Annotated in this window: 22 protein-coding genes; 12 read left to right on the forward strand and 10 right to left on the reverse strand. The window is 54.3% G+C overall.

What is annotated here, in order from left to right; translation table 11 throughout:
• Positions 1 to 53: 53 nt before the first annotated feature.
• From holC to IAE27_RS13335, 4 genes are all read left to right on the forward strand, one after another.
• Positions 54 to 497 carry a DNA polymerase III subunit chi gene (holC, locus tag IAE27_RS13320; protein ID WP_142475453.1) on the forward strand — a complete coding sequence of 148 codons (444 nt, stop codon included), beginning with the start codon at positions 54 to 56 and terminating at the stop codon, positions 495 to 497.
• Positions 497 to 3352: a valine--tRNA ligase gene (locus tag IAE27_RS13325; protein WP_200092543.1), complete on the forward strand. Its 2856-nt coding sequence runs from the start codon at positions 497 to 499 to the stop codon at positions 3350 to 3352. Before holC ends, IAE27_RS13325 begins: the two co-directional genes overlap by 1 nt.
• Positions 3353 to 3474: 122 nt before the next feature.
• The gene (locus IAE27_RS13330; protein WP_004108871.1) at positions 3475 to 3978 is read left to right on the forward strand and encodes a GNAT family N-acetyltransferase; all 504 of its coding nucleotides are present in this window, start codon (positions 3475 to 3477) and stop codon (positions 3976 to 3978) included.
• Positions 3979 to 4130: 152 nt separating this feature from the next.
• The gene (locus IAE27_RS13335) at positions 4131 to 5153 is read left to right on the forward strand and encodes an alpha/beta hydrolase (protein ID WP_016808108.1); all 1023 of its coding nucleotides are present in this window, start codon (positions 4131 to 4133) and stop codon (positions 5151 to 5153) included.
• Positions 5154 to 5193: 40 nt separating this feature from the next.
• Here IAE27_RS13335 and miaE read toward each other — a convergent pair whose 3' ends face one another.
• On the reverse strand, positions 5194 to 5952 hold the full coding sequence (gene miaE / locus IAE27_RS13340) for a tRNA isopentenyl-2-thiomethyl-A-37 hydroxylase MiaE (protein ID WP_004117554.1): 759 nt from the start codon (positions 5950 to 5952) through the stop codon (positions 5194 to 5196).
• A gap of 52 nt (positions 5953 to 6004) precedes the next feature.
• Positions 6005 to 6424, reverse strand: a complete 420-nt coding sequence (rraB, locus tag IAE27_RS13345; protein ID WP_004108894.1) for a ribonuclease E inhibitor RraB — start codon at positions 6422 to 6424, stop codon at positions 6005 to 6007.
• 99 nt (positions 6425 to 6523) lie between these two features.
• Here rraB and argL point away from each other — a divergent pair, with 99 nt between their 5' ends.
• Positions 6524 to 6619 carry a putative translational regulatory protein ArgL gene (gene argL / locus IAE27_RS29975; RefSeq protein WP_370798676.1) on the forward strand — a complete coding sequence of 32 codons (96 nt, stop codon included), beginning with the start codon at positions 6524 to 6526 and terminating at the stop codon, positions 6617 to 6619.
• Positions 6589 to 7593, forward strand: a complete 1005-nt coding sequence (gene argF, locus IAE27_RS13350) for an ornithine carbamoyltransferase (protein ID WP_004108896.1) — start codon at positions 6589 to 6591, stop codon at positions 7591 to 7593. The genes argL and argF overlap by 31 nt, the downstream gene beginning before the upstream one ends.
• Before the next feature lie 2 nt (positions 7594 to 7595).
• Here argF and IAE27_RS13355 read toward each other — a convergent pair whose 3' ends face one another.
• From IAE27_RS13355 to IAE27_RS13380, 6 genes are all read right to left on the reverse strand, one after another.
• Complete coding sequence (locus tag IAE27_RS13355; RefSeq protein ID WP_001727696.1) at positions 7596 to 8321, reverse strand: GntR family transcriptional regulator; 726 nt, start codon at positions 8319 to 8321, stop codon at positions 7596 to 7598.
• 84 nt (positions 8322 to 8405) lie between these two features.
• Positions 8406 to 9824, reverse strand: a complete 1419-nt coding sequence (locus tag IAE27_RS13360) for a YfcC family protein (protein WP_200092547.1) — start codon at positions 9822 to 9824, stop codon at positions 8406 to 8408.
• 56 nt (positions 9825 to 9880) lie between these two features.
• The gene (locus IAE27_RS13365; RefSeq protein ID WP_004108904.1) at positions 9881 to 11446 is read right to left on the reverse strand and encodes an amidohydrolase; all 1566 of its coding nucleotides are present in this window, start codon (positions 11444 to 11446) and stop codon (positions 9881 to 9883) included.
• Positions 11447 to 11540: 94 nt separating this feature from the next.
• Positions 11541 to 12371 (reverse strand): PfkB family carbohydrate kinase, encoded by an 831-nt coding sequence (locus IAE27_RS13370; protein ID WP_032728797.1) that lies wholly within the window; start codon positions 12369 to 12371, stop codon positions 11541 to 11543.
• A gap of 11 nt (positions 12372 to 12382) precedes the next feature.
• Complete coding sequence (locus IAE27_RS13375) at positions 12383 to 13357, reverse strand: SIS domain-containing protein (protein WP_004108909.1); 975 nt, start codon at positions 13355 to 13357, stop codon at positions 12383 to 12385.
• A gap of 244 nt (positions 13358 to 13601) precedes the next feature.
• Complete coding sequence (locus IAE27_RS13380; RefSeq protein WP_049593892.1) at positions 13602 to 14054, reverse strand: YhcH/YjgK/YiaL family protein; 453 nt, start codon at positions 14052 to 14054, stop codon at positions 13602 to 13604.
• Positions 14055 to 14247: 193 nt separating this feature from the next.
• Between IAE27_RS13380 and IAE27_RS13385 the strand changes: the two genes are divergently transcribed.
• From IAE27_RS13385 to ridA, 5 genes are all read left to right on the forward strand, one after another.
• The gene (locus IAE27_RS13385) at positions 14248 to 14352 is read left to right on the forward strand and encodes a pyrBI operon leader peptide (protein WP_077260121.1); all 105 of its coding nucleotides are present in this window, start codon (positions 14248 to 14250) and stop codon (positions 14350 to 14352) included.
• 36 nt (positions 14353 to 14388) lie between these two features.
• Complete coding sequence (gene pyrB / locus IAE27_RS13395; protein ID WP_004108911.1) at positions 14389 to 15324, forward strand: aspartate carbamoyltransferase; 936 nt, start codon at positions 14389 to 14391, stop codon at positions 15322 to 15324.
• Positions 15325 to 15336: 12 nt separating this feature from the next.
• Entirely contained in the window at positions 15337 to 15798 is a 462-nt protein-coding gene (gene pyrI, locus IAE27_RS13400; RefSeq protein ID WP_004098115.1) for an aspartate carbamoyltransferase regulatory subunit, read from the forward strand.
• A gap of 270 nt (positions 15799 to 16068) precedes the next feature.
• Complete coding sequence (gene gbpA / locus IAE27_RS13405) at positions 16069 to 17523, forward strand: N-acetylglucosamine-binding protein GbpA (protein WP_154022669.1); 1455 nt, start codon at positions 16069 to 16071, stop codon at positions 17521 to 17523.
• Between the two features lie 153 nt (positions 17524 to 17676).
• On the forward strand, positions 17677 to 18063 hold the full coding sequence (gene ridA / locus IAE27_RS13410) for a 2-iminobutanoate/2-iminopropanoate deaminase (protein ID WP_004108925.1): 387 nt from the start codon (positions 17677 to 17679) through the stop codon (positions 18061 to 18063).
• Positions 18064 to 18130: 67 nt separating this feature from the next.
• Here the strand turns inward: ridA and mgtA are convergent, their stop codons facing one another.
• Together mgtA and mgtL are read right to left on the reverse strand one after the other, a co-directional pair.
• Positions 18131 to 20839 (reverse strand): magnesium-translocating P-type ATPase, encoded by a 2709-nt coding sequence (mgtA, locus tag IAE27_RS13415; RefSeq protein WP_070556552.1) that lies wholly within the window; start codon positions 20837 to 20839, stop codon positions 18131 to 18133.
• 145 nt (positions 20840 to 20984) lie between these two features.
• Positions 20985 to 21038, reverse strand: coding sequence for a mgtA regulatory leader peptide MgtL (mgtL, locus tag IAE27_RS29980; protein ID WP_139025212.1), 54 nt, complete (start codon positions 21036 to 21038; stop codon positions 20985 to 20987).
• Between the two features lie 180 nt (positions 21039 to 21218).
• Between mgtL and treR the strand changes: the two genes are divergently transcribed.
• Complete coding sequence (gene treR / locus IAE27_RS13425; RefSeq protein ID WP_016809082.1) at positions 21219 to 22166, forward strand: trehalose operon repressor TreR; 948 nt, start codon at positions 21219 to 21221, stop codon at positions 22164 to 22166.
• Positions 22167 to 22274: the final 108 nt, after the last annotated feature.

Genomic DNA, 22274 nt, shown 5'->3' on the forward strand with positions numbered 1-22274 from the left:
AGCGTAGCGCCGCCCGGCTTAAGCATTTAAAGTCACCACAAGAAGCCCCATATATGAAAAACGCAACGTTCTATCTTCTGGACAATGATACGCAACAGGATGGCCTGAGCGCCGTTGAACAGCTGGTGTGTGACATTGCCGCAGAACGTTGGCGCAGCGGTAAACGCGTGCTCATCGCCTGCGAAGATGAGCAGCAGGCCATTCGTCTGGACGAAGCGCTCTGGGCACGCCCCGCAGAAAGTTTCGTTCCGCATAATCTGGCGGGGGAAGGTCCGCGCAGCGGCGCGCCGGTGGAGATCGCCTGGCCGCAAAAACGCAACAGCAGCCCGCGGGATATTCTGATTAGCCTGCGGCTAAACTTTGCAGATTTTGCCACCGCTTTCACAGAAGTGATAGACTTCGTCCCTTATGAAGACTCTTTGAAACAACTGGCGCGCGAACGCTACAAAGCGTACCGCATGGCTGGTTTCAACCTGAACACGGCAACCTGGAAATAATGGAAAAGACATACAACCCCCAAGATATCGAACAGCCGCTTTACGAGCACTGGGAAAAGCAGGGCTATTTCAAACCCAATGGCGACGAAAGCCAGGAAAGTTTCTGCATCATGATCCCGCCGCCGAACGTCACCGGCAGTTTGCATATGGGTCATGCCTTCCAGCAAACCATCATGGATACCATGATTCGCTACCAGCGCATGCAGGGTAAAAATACCCTGTGGCAGGCAGGTACCGACCACGCGGGTATCGCTACCCAGATGGTGGTTGAGCGTAAGATTGCCGCCGAAGAAGGTAAAACCCGCCACGACTACGGTCGCGACGCCTTTATCGATAAAATATGGCAGTGGAAAGCGGAATCCGGCGGCACCATTACCCGTCAGATGCGCCGCCTGGGCAACTCCGTGGACTGGGAGCGCGAGCGCTTCACCATGGACGAAGGCCTGTCCAACGCCGTAAAAGAAGTGTTTGTCCGCCTGTACAAAGAAGATCTGATCTATCGCGGCAAGCGTCTGGTCAACTGGGACCCGAAACTGCGTACCGCCATCTCCGATCTGGAAGTGGAAAACCGCGAGTCTAAAGGCTCGATGTGGCATATCCGCTATCCGCTGGCCGACGGCGCGAAAACCGCTGACGGTAAAGATTATCTGGTCGTCGCTACCACCCGTCCGGAAACCGTGCTGGGCGATACTGGCGTGGCCGTTAACCCGGAAGATCCGCGCTATAAAGACCTTATCGGCAAATTCGTCATTCTGCCGCTGGTTGACCGCCGCATTCCGATTGTGGGCGATGAACACGCCGATATGGAAAAGGGCACCGGCTGCGTGAAGATCACCCCGGCGCACGACTTTAACGACTATGAAGTGGGCAAGCGTCATGCGCTGCCGATGATCAACATCCTGACCTTTGATGGCGATATCCGCGAAACCGCGGAAGTTTACGACACCAAAGGCAACGAGTCCGACGTCTACTCAAACGCCATCCCGGCGGAGTTCCAGAAGCTGGAGCGCTTTGCCGCGCGTAAAGCGGTGGTTGCCGCCATCGACGCGCTGGGCCTGCTGGACGAGATTAAACCGCACGATCTGACCGTACCATACGGCGACCGCGGCGGCGTCGTTATCGAACCGATGCTCACCGATCAGTGGTACGTACGTGCCGACGTGCTGGCTAAACCGGCGGTTGAAGCGGTCGAGAACGGCGACATTCAGTTCGTGCCGAAGCAGTACGAAAACATGTACTTCTCCTGGATGCGCGATATTCAGGACTGGTGTATCTCCCGTCAGCTGTGGTGGGGTCACCGCATCCCGGCATGGTACGACAACGACGGCAACGTTTACGTTGGCCGCACCGAAGACGAAGTACGCCAGGAAAATAACCTCGGCGCCGACGTAGCGCTGCGCCAGGACGAAGACGTGCTGGATACCTGGTTCTCCTCCGCGCTGTGGACGTTCTCCACTCTCGGCTGGCCAGAAAACACCGATGCCCTGCGCCAGTTCCATCCGACCAGCGTGATGGTTTCCGGCTTCGACATCATCTTCTTCTGGATTGCCCGCATGATCATGATGACCATGCACTTCATCAAAGATGAAAACGGCAAGCCGCAGGTGCCGTTTAAAACCGTCTATATGACCGGTTTGATCCGCGATGACGAAGGCCAGAAGATGTCCAAATCAAAGGGCAACGTTATCGACCCGCTGGATATGGTTGATGGCATCTCCCTGCCGGAGCTGCTGGAGAAACGTACCGGCAACATGATGCAGCCGCAGCTGGCGGAGAAAATCGCCAAACGCACCGAGAAACAGTTCCCGAACGGCATTGAGCCGCACGGTACCGACGCCCTGCGCTTTACCCTGGCGGCGCTGGCCTCTACCGGCCGCGACATTAACTGGGATATGAAGCGTCTGGAAGGTTACCGTAACTTCTGTAATAAGCTGTGGAACGCCAGCCGCTTTGTGCTGATGAATACCGAAGATCAGGATTGCGGCTTTAACGGCGGCGAAATGACCCTGTCGCTGGCGGACCGCTGGATCCTTGCGGAATTCAACCAGACCATCAAAGCCTACCGCGAAGCGCTGGACGGCTTCCGCTTCGATATCGCCGCAGGCATTCTGTACGAGTTTACCTGGAATCAGTTCTGCGACTGGTATCTGGAGCTGACCAAGCCGGTAATGAACGGCGGTTCCGAGTCTGAGCTGCGCGGCACCCGTCACACGCTGGTGACCATTCTGGAAGGTCTGCTGCGCCTGGCGCACCCGATTATTCCGTTCATCACCGAGACCATCTGGCAGCGCGTGAAGGTCATTTGCGGTATCACTGCCGATACCATCATGCTGCAGCCGTTCCCGCAGTACGATGCGTCTCAGGTTGACGAAGCGGCGCTGGCCGATACCGAATGGCTGAAGCAGGCGATCGTCGCCGTGCGTAACATCCGTGCGGAAATGAACATCGCCCCCGGTAAGCCGCTTGAGCTGCTGCTGCGCGGCTGCAGCGACGCCGCGATTCGTCGCGTGAACGATAACCGCAGCTTCCTGTTGAACCTGGCGCGTCTGGAAAGCATCACCGTGCTGCCGGCCGATGATAAAGGTCCGGTTTCCGTGACCAAAATTATCGACGGCGCCGAGCTGCTGATCCCGATGGCTGGCCTCATCAATAAAGAAGATGAGCTGGCGCGCCTGGCGAAAGAAGTGAGCAAAATCGAAGGCGAGATTAGCCGTATCGAAAGCAAACTTTCCAACGAAGGCTTTGTGGCCCGCGCGCCGGAAGCGGTGATCGCCAAAGAGCGTGAGAAGCTGGAAGGCTATGCGGAAGCGAAAGCGAAGCTGATTGAGCAGCAGGCGGTTATCGCCGCGCTGTAATTCACTCGCCCCTTATCCATTCGGATAAGGGGCGTTTTCTGTGAAAGATCCTCGCTTGCACTCTCCCCTCCAGCAGTGTTATTAACAACATTATCCGTCATTATTTTGCAATGAGTCTTCACATGAATACGAGCGCAACCCTACCGCTAACCCTGCGCCGCATCACGGCTAATGATAATCCGGCGATAGCCGCTGTTATCCGTCAGGTCTCCGCTGAATATGGCCTGACCGCCGACAAAGGCTATACGGTAGCCGATCCGAATCTGGATGAACTCTATGAGCTATATAGCCAGCCGGGCGCCGCCTATTGGGTCGTTGAGCAAAACGGTCAGGTTGTTGGCGGCGGCGGGGTTGCGCCTCTGACCTGTAGCGAGCCCGATATCTGCGAACTCCAGAAAATGTATTTTATGACCTCCGCGCGCGGCCAGGGGCTGGCGAAAAAGCTGGCGCTGATGGCCCTGGATCACGCCCGCCAGCAGGGATTCAAACGCTGTTATCTGGAAACCACCGCTTTCCTTAAAGAAGCGATCGGTTTATATGAACACCTTGGCTTCGAGCATATTGCTGAGCCGCTGGGCTGCACCGGCCACGTTGACTGCGAAGTCAGGATGCTGAAAGTGCTGTAGCGCCAGCGAAAAGGCGATGCGGATTAATCGAAAAAACGCATGGTTTTCATGCAAAAAGAGCGTTATTCACCGCACGTGTTCGCTAATACACTCTTCGAGCATTGGATCTTTTAGCCTGCCGCCGCGGCAGGCCTTGCTCAGGATAGAACACAATGAAAAAACTCTCCCTCCTGCTCACCGGCAGCATGATACTTGCCGGCATGGCTTCCAGCGTTAACGCCGGCGAACTCGCTGGCAATACCGAAGGCGCTCAGATCATCCGCGTGGAAAAAACCCGGGGCCGTATCGATGCGCTCAACGATATCGTATATAGCCAGGTAAAAAGCACCGTCGCCGTTCGTCAACTGCATATGTCTTTGCTGGTGCCGCGTAACGGCGATCTGAAACCGGCAATCGTCTATTTCCCCGGCGGCGGTTTCACCAGCGCGGCCTGGAATAAGTTTATCGAGATGCGTATGGCGCTGGCGTCGGCGGGATTCGTCGTCGCGGCGGCGGAATACCGTACGGTTCCCGATACCTTCCCGGCCCCGATTATCGATGGTAAAGCCGCCGTTCGCTATCTGCGCGAACATGCAGCGGAATACGGTATAGATCCGTCGCGTATTGGCGTGCTGGGGGATTCCGCAGGCGGCTATATGGCGCAGATGCTGGCGCTTACCAATGGCGACAAAACGTTCGATCGTGGCGATAACCTGGCGCAGTCATCGGACGTGCAGGCCGCCGCCACGCTGTACGGAATTTCGAATCTGTTGAATATCGGCGAAGGTTTTCCGCAGGCGATTCAAAAAGTGCACCAGTCACCTGCAGTCACTGAAGCGCTGCTGGTCCACGGTAGCGCCTTTCGTGACTGGCCGGGAGCGACGATTGCCAGTGACCCGCAAAAAGCGCTGGCTGCCAGCCCGATGGGCCATATCCGCGGTAAAAAGCCGCCATTTTTAATTATGCACGGCAGCGCCGACACTCTGGTTTCACCGGTACAAAGTCAACAGCTCTATCGTGCGCTGAAGAAAGAGGGTAACCCGGCCGATTACGTGCTGCTGGAAGGCGCGGAGCACGGCGATGACAGCTGGTATCAGAAGCCGGTTATTGAACGGGTAGTGAACTGGTTTAAAACCACCCTCGGCGCGCCCAAAGCCGCCGCGACAGCAGAAAAAGATAAAAACGCCAATCTGTAATGGATCGTCAGGCCGCTGCGGTGAAGCTGCGGCCTGACGCTCAGGCGGGCACGCCGCTGTGAAAGCGAAACTCCGCCTCGGGCGCGTTAATGAGCGCCGCTTCCGCCTCGCCAAGCTGGCGTACGCGTTCACTGATATCGTCCCCGGCAATCCTCTGCGCCAAATCCAGATAGTCCTGATAGTGGCGCGCTTCAGAGCGCAGCAGCGACAGATAAAACTTTTGCAGATCGTCATCCAGCCATGGCGCCAGCGCGGCAAAACGCTCGCAGGAGCGGGCTTCAATATAGGCTCCGCAGATGAGTTTATCGATCAACATGACCGGTTCATGCGAACGCACTTCCCGGCGCAGCCCGCGAGCATAGTTACTGGCGGTGATTTTGACGTATGGGATATCGCGGGAAAGCATAATTTCCCTCACCTGCCAGAAGTGATGCAGCTCTTCTTTGATTAGCAGGATCATGCTGTCGAGTAGCTGACGTCCCCAGGGATCGTCGGTCTGCGGCATAGCGCTTTTATTTATCTGCTTATGCAGCGCGACGAAATCCGGTTCCGGCCCCCAGCGGTAGGTAAAGTCCTCGTACGGCTTCAGGCAGGCCAGCAGTTCATCCGCGCCTGCTTTATCCGCGACGTATCGACGCACCAGCAGCATGGCGTTTTGCGCCGCTTTCAGTTCGCACACCATATGGTCGGTCAACAGCAGCGGGAGGTTTTCCGGTTTACGGGCTTCATCAATCCACGCCTGAGGTGTTGGGCAATGCAGAAAGCTTAAAATCGGAGCGAGTATTTGCGGGTAATCCATTGAAGTTCCTTGCTATACGGCGGCATACCGTGCCGCCGTATACCTCTGCTACTTAGTGGCGGACGCCGTCGTCGTCTTCATCAACGAGATCTTCGTCGTCATCGCCTTCTTCCCCGTTAGGATCTTCGTAGTAGGTACCCCAGCCGTCGTACTCGACGTCGTATTTTTCCGCCAGGGTCATCAGCTGCTCAACCTGGGCATCGATCAGCTCGGCATTCAGCGCGGATTCGCTGAGGATATCGCAGCAAATCACGGTATCACCCTCTTCAACTTCCAGCTCTTCTGGCTCAGTCACTTCATAACCCAGCTTGAAGGCCTCGACCGCCACTTTTTCCAGCGTTTCGAAATCATCGGCAGAAAGATGGTGTTCAATGGTGTACAGCGCGTCAGGATCGCTGCCGTCTTCGAGCAGTTCTTCAATAATCAGACGCGTTTCTTCACGCTGTTCTTCCAGTAATTCCGGGTTAGCCATGGCTCGTTCCTCATAATGTGTCGCAGATACTTCTATTGTCACATACCGCCGTGATTGCCTCCACCTTCTGAGAGAAAGATTTATAAGGCGGGGTTGCAAATGAATATTCATACATATAAAGTGAATTTTAATTCAACAAATGGCTTGAGCCACGTGAGGGAACCATGTCCGCGTTTTATCAGAAGCATTTTTTAAAGTTGCTCGATTTTACCCCCGCCGAAATCACCGCTCTGCTTGAGCTGGCCGCCAGGCTTAAAGCTGATAAGAAAAACAATATCGAAATTCAGCATCTCGCTGGTAAAAACATCGCGCTCATCTTCGAAAAAGACTCTACCCGCACCCGATGCTCTTTCGAAGTTGCCGCATTTGACCAGGGCGCTCGCGTCACCTATCTCGGACCAAGCGGCAGCCAGATTGGCCACAAAGAGTCGATTAAAGACACCGCTCGCGTATTGGGGCGCATGTATGACGGTATTCAATATCGCGGTCATGGCCAGGAAGTGGTGGAAACCCTTGCCGAGTATGCCGGCGTTCCGGTGTGGAACGGCCTGACCAACGAATTTCACCCCACCCAGCTGCTGGCGGATTTACTGACTATGCAGGAACACCTGCCGGGCAAAGCCTTTAACGAGATGACTCTGGTCTACGCTGGCGACGCGCGGAATAACATGGGTAACTCCATGCTTGAAGCCGCTGCGTTGACCGGGCTGGATCTGCGTCTGGTCGCGCCAACGGCCTGCTGGCCGGAAGAGAAGCTGGTTGCGCAGTGCCGCACGCTGGCGCAGAAAAACGGCGGCAATATTACGCTAACTGAAGATATCGCTGCGGGCGTGAAGGGCGCGGACTTTATCTATACCGACGTCTGGGTATCGATGGGCGAAGCCAAAGAGAAGTGGGCGGAGCGTATCGCGCTGCTGCGCGGGTATCAGGTGAACCGCGAGATGATGGCGCTGACCGGCAATCCGCAGGTGAAATTTCTCCACTGTCTGCCCGCGTTCCACGACGACCAGACCACGCTCGGCAAACAGATGGCGGCGGAGTACGGCCTGCACGGCGGAATGGAAGTGACCGACGAGGTATTTGAATCCGCGGCGAGCATCGTTTTCGATCAGGCGGAAAACCGCATGCATACCATCAAAGCGGTGATGGTTGCGACGCTTTCCCACTGAAATCAAAAACTAAACGTGTAACGCTCGGCGACAATATACTGTTCTCCATAGTGAATAGGCTGATGCTGGCTATCCAGAATCAGCGTTTTCATCAGGAATAACGGTTCGCCGGGCGGTTGCTGCAGCAGCGGTGCGTTGTCAGAATGCGCGCGCACCATCTCTACCGTCGTTTCACCCGCATAGGTAGGCACGATCGCGTATTTATCACGCAATAGCTGATAAAGCGACCCGCTGAGATCTTCCTGCTGTAAAAATCCTAATCGTTTCAGAGAGTAGTAATTATTCTCTAACATTAACGGCGCATCGCCAGCGATCCTGAGGCGTTGGATATAAAGCACGGAATCATCCCTCTCAAGCTCAAGAAGCTGACGCGCATTACGATAGTCCGGCAGAATCTCACGACGAGTCACTACGCTGTGGGTGGGTAGATGGTTAGCATCGCATGCGGCAGTAAAGCTAAGCAGGTGCACAACTTTACGCTCAATTTTAGGCAGACAGACAAAAGTCCCCTTCCCCTGCTTTTTCACCAAATAGCCTTCGGCTACCAGCTCTTTTACTGCGTTGCGCACCGTAATGCGGCTGATATTGTAAAGTTCGCTGAGCTCAATCTCGGTGGGGATTTTCTCTCCTTCAGCGAGTTTCCCGGACGAGATATCGCTGAGGATTTTATCTTTAAGCTGCCTGTATAACGGTACGGAAGTATTCTGTTGCAGTCCAAAATTCGACATAAAAGAGGTACCAGCACGGCCATTGATGCGAAGCAGGATTATAATCGAAGCGCGCCCATCAAACTACGACGGCGCGCATATCCCTTAGACCCAGGCCGAAATCGCAGCAAACACGGCGCTGACTATCCACAGCACCGGAAACAGCGGCGCAATCGCCTTTAACCACTGACCAAATCCAATGCGCGCAATAGACAGCCCGGCCAGCAATACACCACCGGTAGGAGAAACCAGGTTCGTCAGGCCATTGCCAAATTGATAAGCCATTACCATCGCCTCTTTATTGATACCCACTAAATCGCCTAATGGCGCCAGCACGGGCATAGTGAGCGCAGCCTCGCCCGAAGAGGAGGGGACAAAAAAGGTGATGACGTTATGCCCTAATAGCATCAGAGTGGTGAATGCGTACTGCGGCAACCCTTCCAGCATTTCCGACAAGCCAAAGAGCAACGTGTCGATAATTCGTCCGTTCTCCGCCACCACCAAAATACCGCGCGCGAGTCCTATCACTACGGCGGCGTAAACAAACTCTTTACACCCTTCGACAAAGCTGTCGGCCATCCCGCTAATACCCATGCGCCCGACGATCCCAGAAAATAGCCCCAGAGCCAGGAACACGGAGCCGATCTCAACCATGTACCAGCCACGCGTGATTAACCCCCATGAGATGATGGTCAGCGCCAGCACAAAAGCGATGATAATCACTCGATCGGCGATGGAAAAATGGACCGACGTATCCTGTATCGACAAAAACTGCTCACGGTTGCGGCAATCATTCTCATATACCGGCGACTTTTGTGGAGTGCATTTAACACGATGTGCGTACCACATGGTGTAAGTCATCGCCAGCAATGTGAAGACCAGCCATGCGATGGCACGCAGCCAAAGCTGCGGATTTCCCTGAATACCCGCTACGCCCTGGGCAATGAGTACAGAGAACGGATTGGTCATTGCGCCAACATAGCCAATCTGGGTTCCCAGAAAAAGAATCAGGATCGCGGTCATTGAGTCATAACCCAGCGCGAACATGAGGGATATAAAGATCGCATAAAGAGGGATCACCTCCTCGCTCATACCAAAAGTTGCGCCCCCCAGGCTAAACAAGGTCATTGCGATAGGGATAACCAGAATCCCTTTACCAGCCAGACGTTCAGCCAGCGCCACCAGCCCCCGCTCAATAGCGCCAGTACGTAAAATAACGCCAAAAGCACCACCAACAATGAGTACAAATGCCACTACGTCGGCGGCCTTGATAATTCCCTCCATCGGCGCGGCCAGTACGGCGGCAATACCCTGACGTAAATCGCCCTCGCTGCTGACTTTTTCCAGCAGATGATAAGACCCCGGGATCACTAATGTTTTCGTTTCACCGCCGGGTAAAGTCACTGAGTGATAATCAAAACTGCCGCTGGGAATACACCATGTCAGCAGCGCTACTAATATAATAATGAAGAAAATCAGAGCGTAGCAGTGTGGCATCGCCCACTTTATTTTTGCAATACGCATAATCCGCCTCGGTAAGATGTTTATATTATGTTCGCCGTCATTCGGCATTTTTAGAGTCACAGAAGGTCATGGGTAATACGGCCATCCACCAGGGTCAGTACAACGGTGGAAGTCCGTAACTCATCATTCGGGCAGCTCAACAAATTACGGTCAAAAACCGCGATATCCGCACGTTTCCCCGGCTCAAGGCTACCGGTCATATCTTCCATGCCGTGATGTCGAGCACTATTCAACGTCCAGGCCGTTAAGAGCTGCTGTCGTGTCATTCCGCGTTCGCGGTACCAGCCATTCACGGGTGAACCATCAGGGAACTGGCGACAGCAGGCGGCATACATCGCGTCAGGAACAGAAGGAATAAACAGGGGCAGATCGGTACCAATAGTGACCGTTACGCCAGCCCCGAATAGTGCGGCATAATCGTAGAATTGCGCTTCGCGCTCTTCTCCATAGCGTTCGCGCATATAGGCTTCGGCTTCGCAGGGGTTAAGGAGCAGAATTTGTGCATAAACTTCGGCAAAGAGGCCGAGCTCAGCCATTCTGGGAATATCGTTTGGATGCGGGCATTCCAGATCGCTCAGAGAATGTCTGATCACACTCTGCGGGTGACGCTGACGGCATTCGGCAAAAATATCTATACAGCGGCGAATTGCGGCATCGCCCTCCGCATTCATACAGCAGTTGAATCCACGAGCATCAGCCAGCAAAACCTGCTGGCGCAGGGCATCATAGTCAACGGGCCTTTCATTGTTCGTGCCGGGACGATCGGCATAGGGGTAAATCATATCGCCGGTATGATCGGCAATAACGCCATCGACCATAAATTTAAAACCATGAAACCGCAGCCATGGCGAATGAAAGCGGCGTCGGGCCTGTTCACCGAAAGCAAGATCGACAGGCGCAGATACGGGCTGAGAAACAATGCTCACCCTCAGCGACAGCGCATCCTCTTTTTCCAGTTCATCCCAGGCATTCATCAACCGCGGCGCATCGTTGAAACAAACGTCTTTTATCGCCGTGATTCCCTGTCCGGCAAGTCGGGTCATAAATGCCCGCATTTCTTTTTTTAACTGTGCGGTATCAGCCAGCATCTCATCCAATAATGCGATTCTCGCCTCCGCGCTGCACTCTTCAGCGGTAAAGCCATAAAGCTCCACGGCGGCACGGTTCATCCAGCAATAGCTTTTGTCATCGTTAATGGCGACAACCGGCCTCTGCGGGAAAGCGTCATCCAGTAACCTGGCATCAGGCACCGCTCCCCAACGGGCAACAGACCAGCCCCAGCCATAGAGGCTTTTCCCCTCAGGGAGAAGATTTTCTGCAGCCTGTAGTAGTTCAAGAGCATGATTACTGTCACGGGCGGCATGGAGATCGACGCCACGCCGCATGCTCATATAGCCGGTAAAAAACGTGTGATTATCGCAAAATCCCGGACAAATCAGGCGATCGCCAAGTTCGATAAAGCGAGTACTTTCACCTCTCCAGGGTTGAATATCTTCCCCATTCGCTATCATCGCCGCGATAGCGCCATTTTTAATGACGACATATCCGCTAAATAGCTCATTTCTGGCAGCAGTAAAAATAGCATCAGAACGTAAAATCAAATCAGCAGCTTCACTATGCATATTTCTTTCCTCACGGAAAAAGCGCACGAATCCCCGTTTCCGCCCGGCAAGCGGACGGAAATCAGTACGGAAAAATGAGAGAGGGCGTTATAGGTTAGTAGTGAGTCCCGTAGCCAAACGCCCCTTCTTTCAGGCAAATTTGTGCCGAGAAAGCTGCTGCTTTTTGCAGGCTATTGGTAATCGCTTCGCGCTTGTTACCCGTAGGTTGGGCCAGAAAATGGCAAACGAAAGCGGTAATAAAAGCATCACCTGCGCCCATTGTATCGACTGGAGTGACGTAATCGGGCGCCTGCTGATACCAATCCTGCCCGTCAAATAAAATCGCGCCTTCATCCCCACGCGTCGCGCAGACAATGCGACTCCCGCTGGCCTGCGCCTGTTGCACAATTTCACGCGTTTGCGCCAGGCTGTAGTCAGCGCATGAGAAGAATGCGAAGTCGACGTAGCGGCACAGCAGCAGCGCCTGCTCCAGTACAAAGTCATCTGAAAAATCGAAAGAGACAGGAATGTTGAGCTTGCGTAACTGAGGTAATTGCGTCTCCATGTAGCTGTAACAACCGCTATGGATCAGATCAAACTCACGCAGGTATTGCTCATGCTGAAAAATAAAATCCATCGAAGTTGTCTTACGAATCCCCCCGGCGTTCGAACCAAGAAATATCCGTTCTCCCTCTTCGATTTTCAGCTGCGCACAGCCGTTCTCCCCGGCCACCTGCAGACAGTGGGGCCACTTGACGCCAACTTTATCCAGCACCTGCATAACGTGCTCCGCAGCGGCATCATTACCAAAAATCCCCAGATAGGCCGCATTGTGTCCCAACATGGCCGCATAAGCGGCAAAGTTCAACGCATTTCCACCGGGATACATGGTCTGAGTATGGGCGTATTTATCGACGACGTTATCGCCAATTCCAATCACATTCATCATAATTCCCCTTAGTATTCCACCAGCCCCATATAGCGGCGGGTATCCAATGGATGCTGACGAATGTCGGCAAGCGCAGAACGATATTCACACATGATGCTGTAAAACAGCACCGGGTTGAAAAACTCCACGACTGACGGAGGGAGAACCCCGATGCCCAGTTCTTTAGCATCAACGACTTCCACTTTCTCTGCATACTTGGTGAGGAAGACCAAAGCTCGCTCATCCATCGCCCGCGTACGGCCTTCGTTCATTAATAAAATAAACGGCGTCTCTTTATCCGTAACTTCGAAAGGCCCGTGGAAGTACTCACCGGAGTGAATAGGTGCGGCATGTAGCCATTGCATTTCCATTAGTGAGCAGATAGCAAAACCATAAGCATGGCCGTAAGAAGCTCCGCTGGAGAGGATATAGAAGAGTTTTTCATCCTGATATTTTTGGGCAAAACGCTGGCAGCGATCCGCAACCTGCTGACGGCCATGAGCAATGACGCCGTTAATTTGGGCCATTCCCTGTTGGAAATCAGCGTAATTATCGAAACCTTCAACCTGCTGCAGCGTATCAACGCACAGATTGAGGATAATCGCCATCGGATTATCGACCACATTGGTATCGTTACCCCAGGCATAGAGAATGTTGTGGCTGGCGTATTCGATCAGCTGTGCCTGAGCGTTGTGAGTCAGCGTAATAGTATGCGCTTGATGCTGCTGTGCAAGCTTAGCCGCAGCGACGGATTCTGGCGTGTTGCCCCCGTGCGAACAGACGATAACCAGCGAATTCACCCCCAACGTTTTTGGCGTCGCGTAGACAAACTCATTGGCGGTATACATGCCGACATGAAGCGTTGTCGCCTCGCTATCAAGAAAGTATTTAGCCGGATACATATCCACTAATGACCCGCCGCAGGCCACAAGGAACACCTGGCGGATTCCGCCTTTATCTTCTATCTCTTTCGCAACGGCATTAATTATTTCTTTAGTATTCATATATTAATAACTCCACATCTCACTATTGATTGTTCAAATTAACGGAAACAACATTAATACGTTATATAACGTATTAATGAGATCGCCATCAAAATTTGCACAATGCGCGCGGTATGAGCATTTGGCTGAAGCATCAAATGAGAGGGAATAAGAAGTAAAAAAACGGGAATAGCTAGAAAAAACAAAGGCTAACAATGGTCACAAAACGACAATTGCTAGCCTTGGGTAAAAATACGCTCGTCAACTAAACCATCAGCATCTTCACAACCGCTTTGCGCACCTTCGCCGGTGCGCCAACCGCGCATAGCGGCTTATGCACTTCGCCGGGATAGAACACGACAAAGTCGCCTTCGCTGAGAATCACGGTTTTTTCCTGCGCCCCTTCAGCCAGGAAAGCGATATCTTTATCCGCCAGCCAGTCGGTATCCGGCGCGCCGGCAGGGAGAACGCTAAAGGTCATGCCCTCCTGACCTTTCAATACAATCTGGATGTCCAGGTAGCGGGCGTGATACTCGGCGCGGCGGTCGGCCATCGGCTCGGTAGTATCTTCAGAAATGAGATAAAACAGGTTGTTGCCGTCAATATCATGTTTACCCAGCGGCGTCGCGTCGGTGACATGGGCTTTCACGTATTCAATAGCTTTGCGCAGAGGCTCCGGCAACCCGCTTTGCAGATGGTGAATATTTCCAACGATCATAGTAACCTCAAATGTAAAACAGCTTTTCATTTTCAGGTTTTATACCCCCCTTCTGACTGCCATACCACCACTTTTTACGGGTTTTTTGCGTTAACGCATGATTACCCAGGCAAACGTTTACCTGTTTGTGGATTAATCGCTTGATCCGAAAAATGAGCTGCGTATAATGCCACCCGTTTTGCCGGGAGGAATTATGGTTCAGTGTGTACGACATCGCGTCTTACCGCGTCTGAGAACAGACGCTGGCCTGCCGTTTTTCCTTTCCGTTGCATCCGTATTCGTAAAGCCCCTTATTTAAGGGGCTTTTTTTTTGCCCAGGCGTCAGGAGATAAACATGGCTAACCCGCTATTCCAAAAACATATCATTTCCATAAACGATCTCAGCCGCGAAGACCTTGAACTGGTACTGGCGACCGCTGCAAAACTGAAAGCAAATCCACAGCCGGAGCTGCTCAAGCATAAAGTGATTGCCAGCTGCTTTTTTGAAGCGTCGACCCGCACACGCCTGTCTTTTGAAACCGCCATGCACCGCCTGGGCGCCAGCGTGGTCGGTTTCTCAGACAGCAGCAACACCTCGCTGGGCAAAAAAGGCGAAACCCTGGCCGACACCATCTCGGTCATCAGCACCTACGTTGATGCTATCGTGATGCGCCACCCGCAGGAAGGCGCGGCGCGCCTGGCGACCGAGTTCTCCGGCGGTATTCCGGTACTCAACGCCGGCGATGGCGCTAACCAGCATCCGACGCAGACCCTGCTCGATCTCTTCACCATTCAGGAGACGCAGGGCCGTCTGGAAAATCTTAACGTGGCGATGGTCGGCGACCTGAAGTATGGCCGTACCGTCCACTCCCTGACGCAGGCGCTGGCGAAATTTAACGGCAATCGCTTCTACTTTATCGCGCCGGACGCGCTGGCCATGCCGCAGTACATTCTCGATATGCTCGACGAAAAAGGCATTGCCTGGAGCCTGCATAACGCGATTGAAGAGGTGATGGAAGAGGTGGACATTCTGTATATGACTCGCGTACAGAAAGAGCGTCTCGACCCGTCAGAATATGCCAACGTCAAGGCGCAGTTTGTTCTGCGCGCCGCCGACCTGGAAGGCGCCCGTGAGAATATGAAGGTGCTGCATCCGCTGCCGCGCATTGACGAAATTACCACCGATGTTGATAAAACGCCGCACGCCTGGTACTTCCAGCAGGCGGGCAACGGCATCTTCGCGCGCCAGGCGTTACTGGCACTGGTACTGAATAGCGATCTGGCACTGTAAGGGGAAATAAAGATGACACACGACAATAAATTACAGGTAGAAGCCATCAAACGTGGCACCGTTATCGACCATATCCCGGCGCAGGTCGGTTTTAAGCTGCTGACGCTGTTCAAACTAACCGAAACGGATCAGCGCATCACCATCGGCCTGAACCTGCCGTCAGGCGAAATGGGCCGTAAGGATTTAATCAAAATTGAGAACACCTTCCTGACCGATGAGCAGGTCAACCAGCTCTCCCTGTATGCGCCTCAGGCCACGGTGAACCGCATTGATGAGTATGAAGTCGTTGGTAAATCCCGACCGAATCTGCCGGACCGTATCAATAACGTGCTGGTATGCCCGAACAGCAACTGCATCAGCCACGCCGAGCCGGTGTCCTCCAGCTTTGCGGTGAAGAAACGTGAAAACGATATCGCGCTGAAGTGCAAATACTGTGAAAAAGAATTTTCACATCATGTCGTGCTGGCAAACTAAATTTATTAGCGTCATCAGGAGCAGCCCCGAAAAGGGGCCTGTTCCTGAAAGCATCATATACATTAAACGCGCGGCTGCCATTTCAATGTTCGTTTGAAAAGGCATCACTCTATCTCAGTTTATTATCATTTAAGATCGTCTCACCTCATTGCTAAAATGAGTCATTATTTATATTCATCATTAAATATCATCGATATTGCTCCGGTATTTTTCGCTTTATACACTGCATAAACGCTTACCAATAATTAATCATTGTTCACTGGATGAATTATGCAACTGAAGAAATTATCGATATATACCGCCGCATTATTATTTACCTCCTCGGCGTTGGCTCATGGCTACGTGGCGTTTCCGCCCAGTCGGGCCTATCAATGTAATACAGGCAAAAACAGCGACTGCGGTTCAGTACAGTGGGAGCCGCAAAGCGTTGAGCAAGCGAGCGGTTTTCCTGAAGGCGCAATGCCGCCGGACGGTCAACTGGCCAGCGCGGGTAAAGCCAACTTCTCGCAGCTTGATAGCCAGAGCCCGACTCGCTGGGCTAAAAGCGCAATAAAGAGCGGGGCAAATAACTTCATCTGGCACCATTCTGCCCCCCATAAAACCACCAACTGGCGTTATTACATAACCAAACAGAACTGGGACCAAAATAAGCCGCTGACGCGCAGCGATTTTGAAAGTAAGCCCTTCTGTCAAATTGACGGTAACGGCATGACGCCGGCTATTGAGGTCACCCACTCATGTAATGTGCCAGAGCGTACCGGTTATCAGGTTATTTATGCAGTCTGGGAAATCGCCGATACGGCAAATAGTTTTTATCAGGCCATTGACGTCGATTTTGGCGGTACCGGCGATGACGCTGAGAACGGTTCCCTCTGGACAACGCAGCTTACCGGTCAGCTGAGCGGAAAAGATCTTCATGCTGGTGATAAAGTCATTGCCCATTTCTTTAATGCCAGCGGAGAGGTTCATTCGCTGCAAACGGAATTGACTATTGCCAGCGAAGCGCAAGGGAAATCCAGCCAATGGTCTTACGATTTGGCGGAAGTCATTAATACCGCACACCATGGTAGCCTGCGTGCCGGAGTAAAAGACGGCAGTGGCAACATTAATCCCATCTATGGCGTTAACCAGGTGTATGCGCCGCAAGGCAGCGCGTTGCAAAGCGTCACGCTGAGTTATAGCGAATCGCAAGAGGACGATACCGCGAAAGAATCCCTGAGCCTCAGCAACGTCGCCGCAACCCCCATCGAAAACGGCAAAGCAACGGTGACTTTCAACGCCGCGGCCAAAGGCGAAATGCATCTCATCGCCGTCGTCAGCGATCATGCGGGTGCAGAGAAAGGGAGTCTCCAGCAAACGATAGATAATCGCTCTCTGCCGTTATCGATTCCACTGACCAACGTTCAGGCAGGCCATCATATGCTGCGCTACTCAGCCAGTAATGCGCAGGGCGCCATTATCAGCCAGGGTGTGATCAACCTGATGCTGGAAGAGAAGAGCGAACCAACGCCAGCGCCTGCGGGAAACTACGATTATACCTTCCCGGATAACCTGAAAAGCTATACGGCGGGGACGAAGGTCATGCAGCCTAAAAATGGCAAAGTGTACCAATGTCGTCCGTTCCCCTACAGCGGCTACTGCGTACAGTGGAGCCAACACGCCAGCCAGTACGAGCCGGGGGTTGGCTCTGACTGGGCGATGGCCTGGACCGAAGTCGCCCAATAATTTCTCCCGGCGGCTCACGCCTTATGCGGATAGCGCCCTGCGTTATCCGCTTTTCTCCTTCGCAAAATGCGGCCTGCTTAATGATAAAGCAGCCAGCACTCTTTATAATGGCCCACGCCAGTCTGATTACATTTAAATATTTCAGGAGAACTCATGTCTAAAACTATCGCGACGGAAAATGCGCCAGCAGCCATCGGCCCGTACGTTCAGGGCGTTGATCTGGGTAACATGATCATCACTTCCGGGCAGATCCCGGTAGACCCGAAAACCGGCAGCGTGCCGGAAGAGGTTGCTGCTCAGGCGCGTCAGTCGCTGGAGAACGTGAAAGCTATTGTCGAAGCCGCGGGCCTGAAAGTGGGCGATATCGTTAAAACCACCGTTTTCGTGAAAGACCTCAACGATTTCGCAACCGTTAACGCTGCGTATGAAGCCTTCTTCACCGAGCACAAGGCCACCTTCCCGGCGCGCTCCTGCGTAGAAGTGGCGCGTCTGCCGAAAGACGTGAAGATTGAGATTGAAGCGATCGCCATTCGCCGCTAATCATAGACAGTATGAACAAAGGCAGCCCGTGGCTGCCTTTGTTGTTTCTGCTCTTAAAGCGCCTCGCTCACTGCCAGCCGTAGCGACGGCTGTAAAAGCCCTTAACCATTTGGGTCAGGGTCATATAGCCCGCCAGGATAGCAATCAGCCACGGGAAGTAGCTTAACGGCAGCGCCTGAAGCTGTAGATACCCCGCCAGCGGCGAGAACGGCAGCGCTACCCCAACCACCATGACCAGCAGCGTCATCACGATCAGCGGCCAGGCCGCGCGGCTCTGGATAAAGGGGATCCGCCGCGTGCGGATCATATGCACGATCAGCGTCTGTGACAGCAGGCCCACCACAAACCAGCCGGACTGGAACAGGGTCTGATGTTCCGGCGTATTGGCGTGGAACACCCACCACATCAGGCAGAACGTCAGAATATCGAATATCGAACTGATCGGCCCAAAGAAGACCATAAAGCGCCCGAGATCCGCCGGGTTCCAGCGCTGCGGTTTACGGATCTGCTCATCGTCAACGTTATCAAACGGAATGGCGACCTGGGAGACATCGTACAGCAGATTCTGGATCAGCAGATGCAGCGGCAGCATCGGCAGGAACGGCAGGAAGGCGCTGGCCACCAGCACGCTGAACACGTTGCCGAAGTTGGAGCTGGCGGTCATTTTGATGTATTTGAGCATATTGGCGAAGGTCCGGCGGCCTTCAATAACCCCCTCTTCCAGTACCATCAGGCTCTTCTCCAGCAGGATGATATCCGCCGCTTCACGAGCAATGTCCACGGCGCCGTCGACGGAAATACCGATATCCGCCGCGCGCAGCGCTGGGGCGTCGTTAATGCCGTCGCCCATAAATCCCACCACGTGTCCTTCGCGTTTCAGCAGAGTCACGATACGCTCTTTGTGCAGCGGCGCCAGGCGCGCAAACAGGGTGGTACGTTTTGCCAGCTCGGCCAGTTCATCATCGCTCAGCGCTTCAACCTGGCTGCCGATCACCACGTCCCCCGCATCCAGGCCTACTTCGTGGCAGACTTTGGCCGCCACCAGCTCGCTGTCTCCGGTCAGGATTTTGACCGTAATACCGCTGGCCTTCAGCGCTTTCAGCGCCGGGGCTGTGGTCTCTTTCGGCGGGTCCAGGAAAGCGATATAGCCTTCAAGGATCAGGTCGGATTCATCCGCGCGCTGGTAGTCGCCTTCGCGGGCGGGCAGATACTTCGTCGCCACCGCCACCACGCGCAATCCCTGACGATTGAGGCTGTCGGTCACCCGACGGATGCGCCGCAGCATGGTGTCGTCCAGCGGTACGATGTCGCCGTTATAGCGCACCTGGGTCGAGACGTTGAGGATCTCCTGCAGCGCCCCTTTGCAGATCAGTTGATGAACGTTGCTCTGCTCCTGCACCACCACCGACATGCGGCGACGCTCAAAATCGAACGGGATCTCATCCACTTTCTGCCAGCGTTCCGCCAGCCCGCGCGCCGACTCCTGTTCAACGCCTTCCAGCACTGCGGTATCGAGCAGATTCTTCAGTCCGGTCTGATAGTGGCTGTTCAGCCAGGCCGTATGCAGCACGCGTTCGCTCACCTTGCCGGAGACATCGGTGTGGTTCTCCAGCACGATTTTATCCTGCGTCAGGGTACCGGTTTTATCGGTGCACAGAATGTCCATCGCGCCAAAGTTCTGTATCGCGTCGAGGTGCTTGACGATCACTTTCTGTTTTGACAGCTTCACCGCACCGCGCGCCAGGGTCGAGGTGACGATCATCGGCAGCATCTCCGGGGTCAGGCCCACCGCGACGGAGAGCGCGAACAGCGCCGCCTCCCACCAGTCGCCTTTGGTATAGCCGTTAATCAGCAGCACAACCGGCGTCATCACCAGCATAAAGCGGATCAGCAGCATGCTGACCCGGCTGATCCCTTTCTGAAAGGCGTTCGGCTCGCTTTCCTGCTCGCTGACGCGGCCAGCCAGTTGACCAAACCAGGTACCGCCGCCGGTGGCGAAAACAATCGCCTGCGCCGAACCGCTCACCACGTTGGTGCCCATAAAGCACAGAGTGTCGCACTCCAGCGGGTTCGTCTGCAGCGGGTCGCGGGTACGGGAGACTTTTTCAACCGGCAGCGATTCACCGGTCAACGATGCCTGGGCGACAAACAGATCGCGCGCCTGAATAACGCGCAGGTCTGCGGGGATCATGTCTCCCGCCGATAGCTTAACGATATCCCCCGGCACCAGCTGGTCGATGGGCAGCTCGCACCAGCGACTTTCACCCTGCTCATTCACCACCCGCAGTACCGTCGCGGTATTGCTGACCATCGCCTTCAGGGCGTCCGCCGCTTTGGTCGAGCGGGCTTCCTGGATAAAGTTCAGCAGCGTGGAGATCCCCACCATCAGGGCGATGACCGCCGCGGCAAACAGATCTTCCGTCGAGTAGGAGACGATACCCAGGACGGTCAACAGCAGGTTGAAGGGGTTGCGATAGCAGCTCCACAGATGCACCCACCAGGGTGACGGTTTCTGCGCCGGGATCTGGTTTTCGCCATACCGGGCGATTTTCTGCGCCACTTCGCCTGCATTGAGCCCTTCCGGATGGCTGGCGAAAGCGCGCCAGATTTCATTCTCATCCATTGCCGCGACGTTCAGGCACTGCTTGCCAAGAGAATCGGGGATCGGCGCGCTCGCCATATTGCGGGCATCAGGAAGCGGATCGCGCTGGACTAAACGATGCGGTAAATGGCGGCCAAGCTGGGCGAACAGCTGGCGGGTAAAATTTTTCAACATAAACGGTCCCTCCGCGCTCGCACGAGCGAACGCAGCGCTAACGACAGGCGCAAGTCAACCTTACCTGTCAGGCATGTTATTTTTATGGCAGGGACATCAAAGACATCGCTGCTTTACGCTTCCGGTAAAGCAGCGCTAAGCAGATTTACCGGAAAAAGTGGTAGCTCCATCGAGGATGAGGAGTGGGATCGGGGTCCATAAAATCTCCGGTAAATGAATACAAACGGCGCGAATTATAACGTCACCGATAATCTATTTGTGGCTATTATGGCGATGATACCCCCCGGCAACTAAACCAGACGTAAACCAGACTTTGCTCATTGTGGTTTCGTTGAGTAGCATTAGGCTCACTTTAAGCGGACTACAACGAGAACCCTGCATGCAAAACCGGCTGACCATCAAAGATATCGCGCGCTTAAGCGGCGTCGGGAAATCGACGGTATCGCGCGTGCTTAATAACGAAAGCGGCGTTAGCGAACGCACTCGCCAGCGAGTCGAAGCGGTGATGCAGCAGCACGGTTTTTCACCCTCTCGTTCTGCCAGGGCGATGCGCGGCCAAAGCGACAAAGTGGTGGCGATTATCGTCACGCGTCTGGATTCATTGTCGGAAAACCTTGCCGTCCAGACCATGCTGCCCGCCTTTTACGAGCAGGGCTACGATCCGATTATGATGGAAAGCCAGTTCTCCCCGGCGCTGGTAGAGGAGCATCTCGGCATGCTCGCCCGGCGCAATATCGACGGCGTGGTGCTGTTTGGTTTTACCGGCATCCATGAAGAGATGCTCACCCCGTGGCGGGAGACGCTGGTGCTGCTGGCCCGCGACGCGCCGGGCATCGCCTCCGTGTGCTATGACGATGAAGGGTCGATCAGGATGCTGATGCAGCGCCTGTACGATCGCGGGCATCGCCACATTAGCTTCCTCGGCGTTCCGCACAGCGACGTCACCACCGGGCAGCGCCGCCACCAGGCCTACCTCGATTTCTGCCGTCAAAAGCACCTCTCGCCCCTTGCCGCTCTGCCGGGCCTGGGCATGAAGCAGGGCTACGAAAACGTCGCCTGCCTGCTGTCGGCTGAAACCAGCGCGCTGGTCTGCGCCACCGATACCCTCGCGCTGGGGGCCAGCAAATATCTCCAGCAACAAGGTATCGATCATCTCCAGCTTGCCAGCGTCGGCAGCACGCCGCTGATGAAGTTTCTCCACCCGGAGATCCTGACCGTCGATCCCGGCTACGCCGAGTCCGGACGCCAGGCGGCTAAGCAGCTGATCGAGCAGATCGCCGGCAGTCGGGAGCCTCGTCAAATCGTCATTCCCGCCGTACTGAATTAAGCCAGTCTTAACGATTTATGTGATCTTCGCTGCGTTTCGGGAACGTTCCCATTTTGCAATTCAAACGGAGCGAGTAGGATCCGCTGCAAGTTAAATGCAACCTCTCCC

Origin of the sequence: Klebsiella sp. S69, assembly GCF_016516145.1 — a bacterium.
Classification (GTDB): Bacteria; Pseudomonadota; Gammaproteobacteria; order Enterobacterales; family Enterobacteriaceae; genus Klebsiella; species Klebsiella oxytoca.

What these genes read in the sequence shown, in the direction of transcription:
- holC (WP_142475453.1), top strand. Translation starts at nt 54, where the DNA reads ATGAAAAACGCAACGTTCTATCTTCTGGACAATGATACGCAACAGGAT.
- IAE27_RS13325 (WP_200092543.1), top strand. Translation starts at nt 497, where the DNA reads ATGGAAAAGACATACAACCCCCAAGATATCGAACAGCCGCTTTACGAG.
- IAE27_RS13330 (WP_004108871.1), top strand. Translation starts at nt 3,475, where the DNA reads ATGAATACGAGCGCAACCCTACCGCTAACCCTGCGCCGCATCACGGCT.
- IAE27_RS13335 (WP_016808108.1), top strand. Translation starts at nt 4,131, where the DNA reads ATGAAAAAACTCTCCCTCCTGCTCACCGGCAGCATGATACTTGCCGGC.
- miaE (WP_004117554.1), bottom strand. Translation starts at nt 5,952, where the DNA reads ATGGATTACCCGCAAATACTCGCTCCGATTTTAAGCTTTCTGCATTGC.
- rraB (WP_004108894.1), bottom strand. Translation starts at nt 6,424, where the DNA reads ATGGCTAACCCGGAATTACTGGAAGAACAGCGTGAAGAAACGCGTCTG.
- argL (WP_370798676.1), top strand. Translation starts at nt 6,524, where the DNA reads ATGAATATTCATACATATAAAGTGAATTTTAATTCAACAAATGGCTTG.
- argF (WP_004108896.1), top strand. Translation starts at nt 6,589, where the DNA reads ATGTCCGCGTTTTATCAGAAGCATTTTTTAAAGTTGCTCGATTTTACC.
- IAE27_RS13355 (WP_001727696.1), bottom strand. Translation starts at nt 8,321, where the DNA reads ATGTCGAATTTTGGACTGCAACAGAATACTTCCGTACCGTTATACAGG.
- IAE27_RS13360 (WP_200092547.1), bottom strand. Translation starts at nt 9,824, where the DNA reads ATGCGTATTGCAAAAATAAAGTGGGCGATGCCACACTGCTACGCTCTG.
- IAE27_RS13365 (WP_004108904.1), bottom strand. Translation starts at nt 11,446, where the DNA reads ATGCATAGTGAAGCTGCTGATTTGATTTTACGTTCTGATGCTATTTTT.
- IAE27_RS13370 (WP_032728797.1), bottom strand. Translation starts at nt 12,371, where the DNA reads ATGAATGTGATTGGAATTGGCGATAACGTCGTCGATAAATACGCCCAT.
- IAE27_RS13375 (WP_004108909.1), bottom strand. Translation starts at nt 13,357, where the DNA reads ATGAATACTAAAGAAATAATTAATGCCGTTGCGAAAGAGATAGAAGAT.
- IAE27_RS13380 (WP_049593892.1), bottom strand. Translation starts at nt 14,054, where the DNA reads ATGATCGTTGGAAATATTCACCATCTGCAAAGCGGGTTGCCGGAGCCT.
- IAE27_RS13385 (WP_077260121.1), top strand. Translation starts at nt 14,248, where the DNA reads ATGGTTCAGTGTGTACGACATCGCGTCTTACCGCGTCTGAGAACAGAC.
- pyrB (WP_004108911.1), top strand. Translation starts at nt 14,389, where the DNA reads ATGGCTAACCCGCTATTCCAAAAACATATCATTTCCATAAACGATCTC.
- pyrI (WP_004098115.1), top strand. Translation starts at nt 15,337, where the DNA reads ATGACACACGACAATAAATTACAGGTAGAAGCCATCAAACGTGGCACC.
- gbpA (WP_154022669.1), top strand. Translation starts at nt 16,069, where the DNA reads ATGCAACTGAAGAAATTATCGATATATACCGCCGCATTATTATTTACC.
- ridA (WP_004108925.1), top strand. Translation starts at nt 17,677, where the DNA reads ATGTCTAAAACTATCGCGACGGAAAATGCGCCAGCAGCCATCGGCCCG.
- mgtA (WP_070556552.1), bottom strand. Translation starts at nt 20,839, where the DNA reads ATGTTGAAAAATTTTACCCGCCAGCTGTTCGCCCAGCTTGGCCGCCAT.
- treR (WP_016809082.1), top strand. Translation starts at nt 21,219, where the DNA reads ATGCAAAACCGGCTGACCATCAAAGATATCGCGCGCTTAAGCGGCGTC.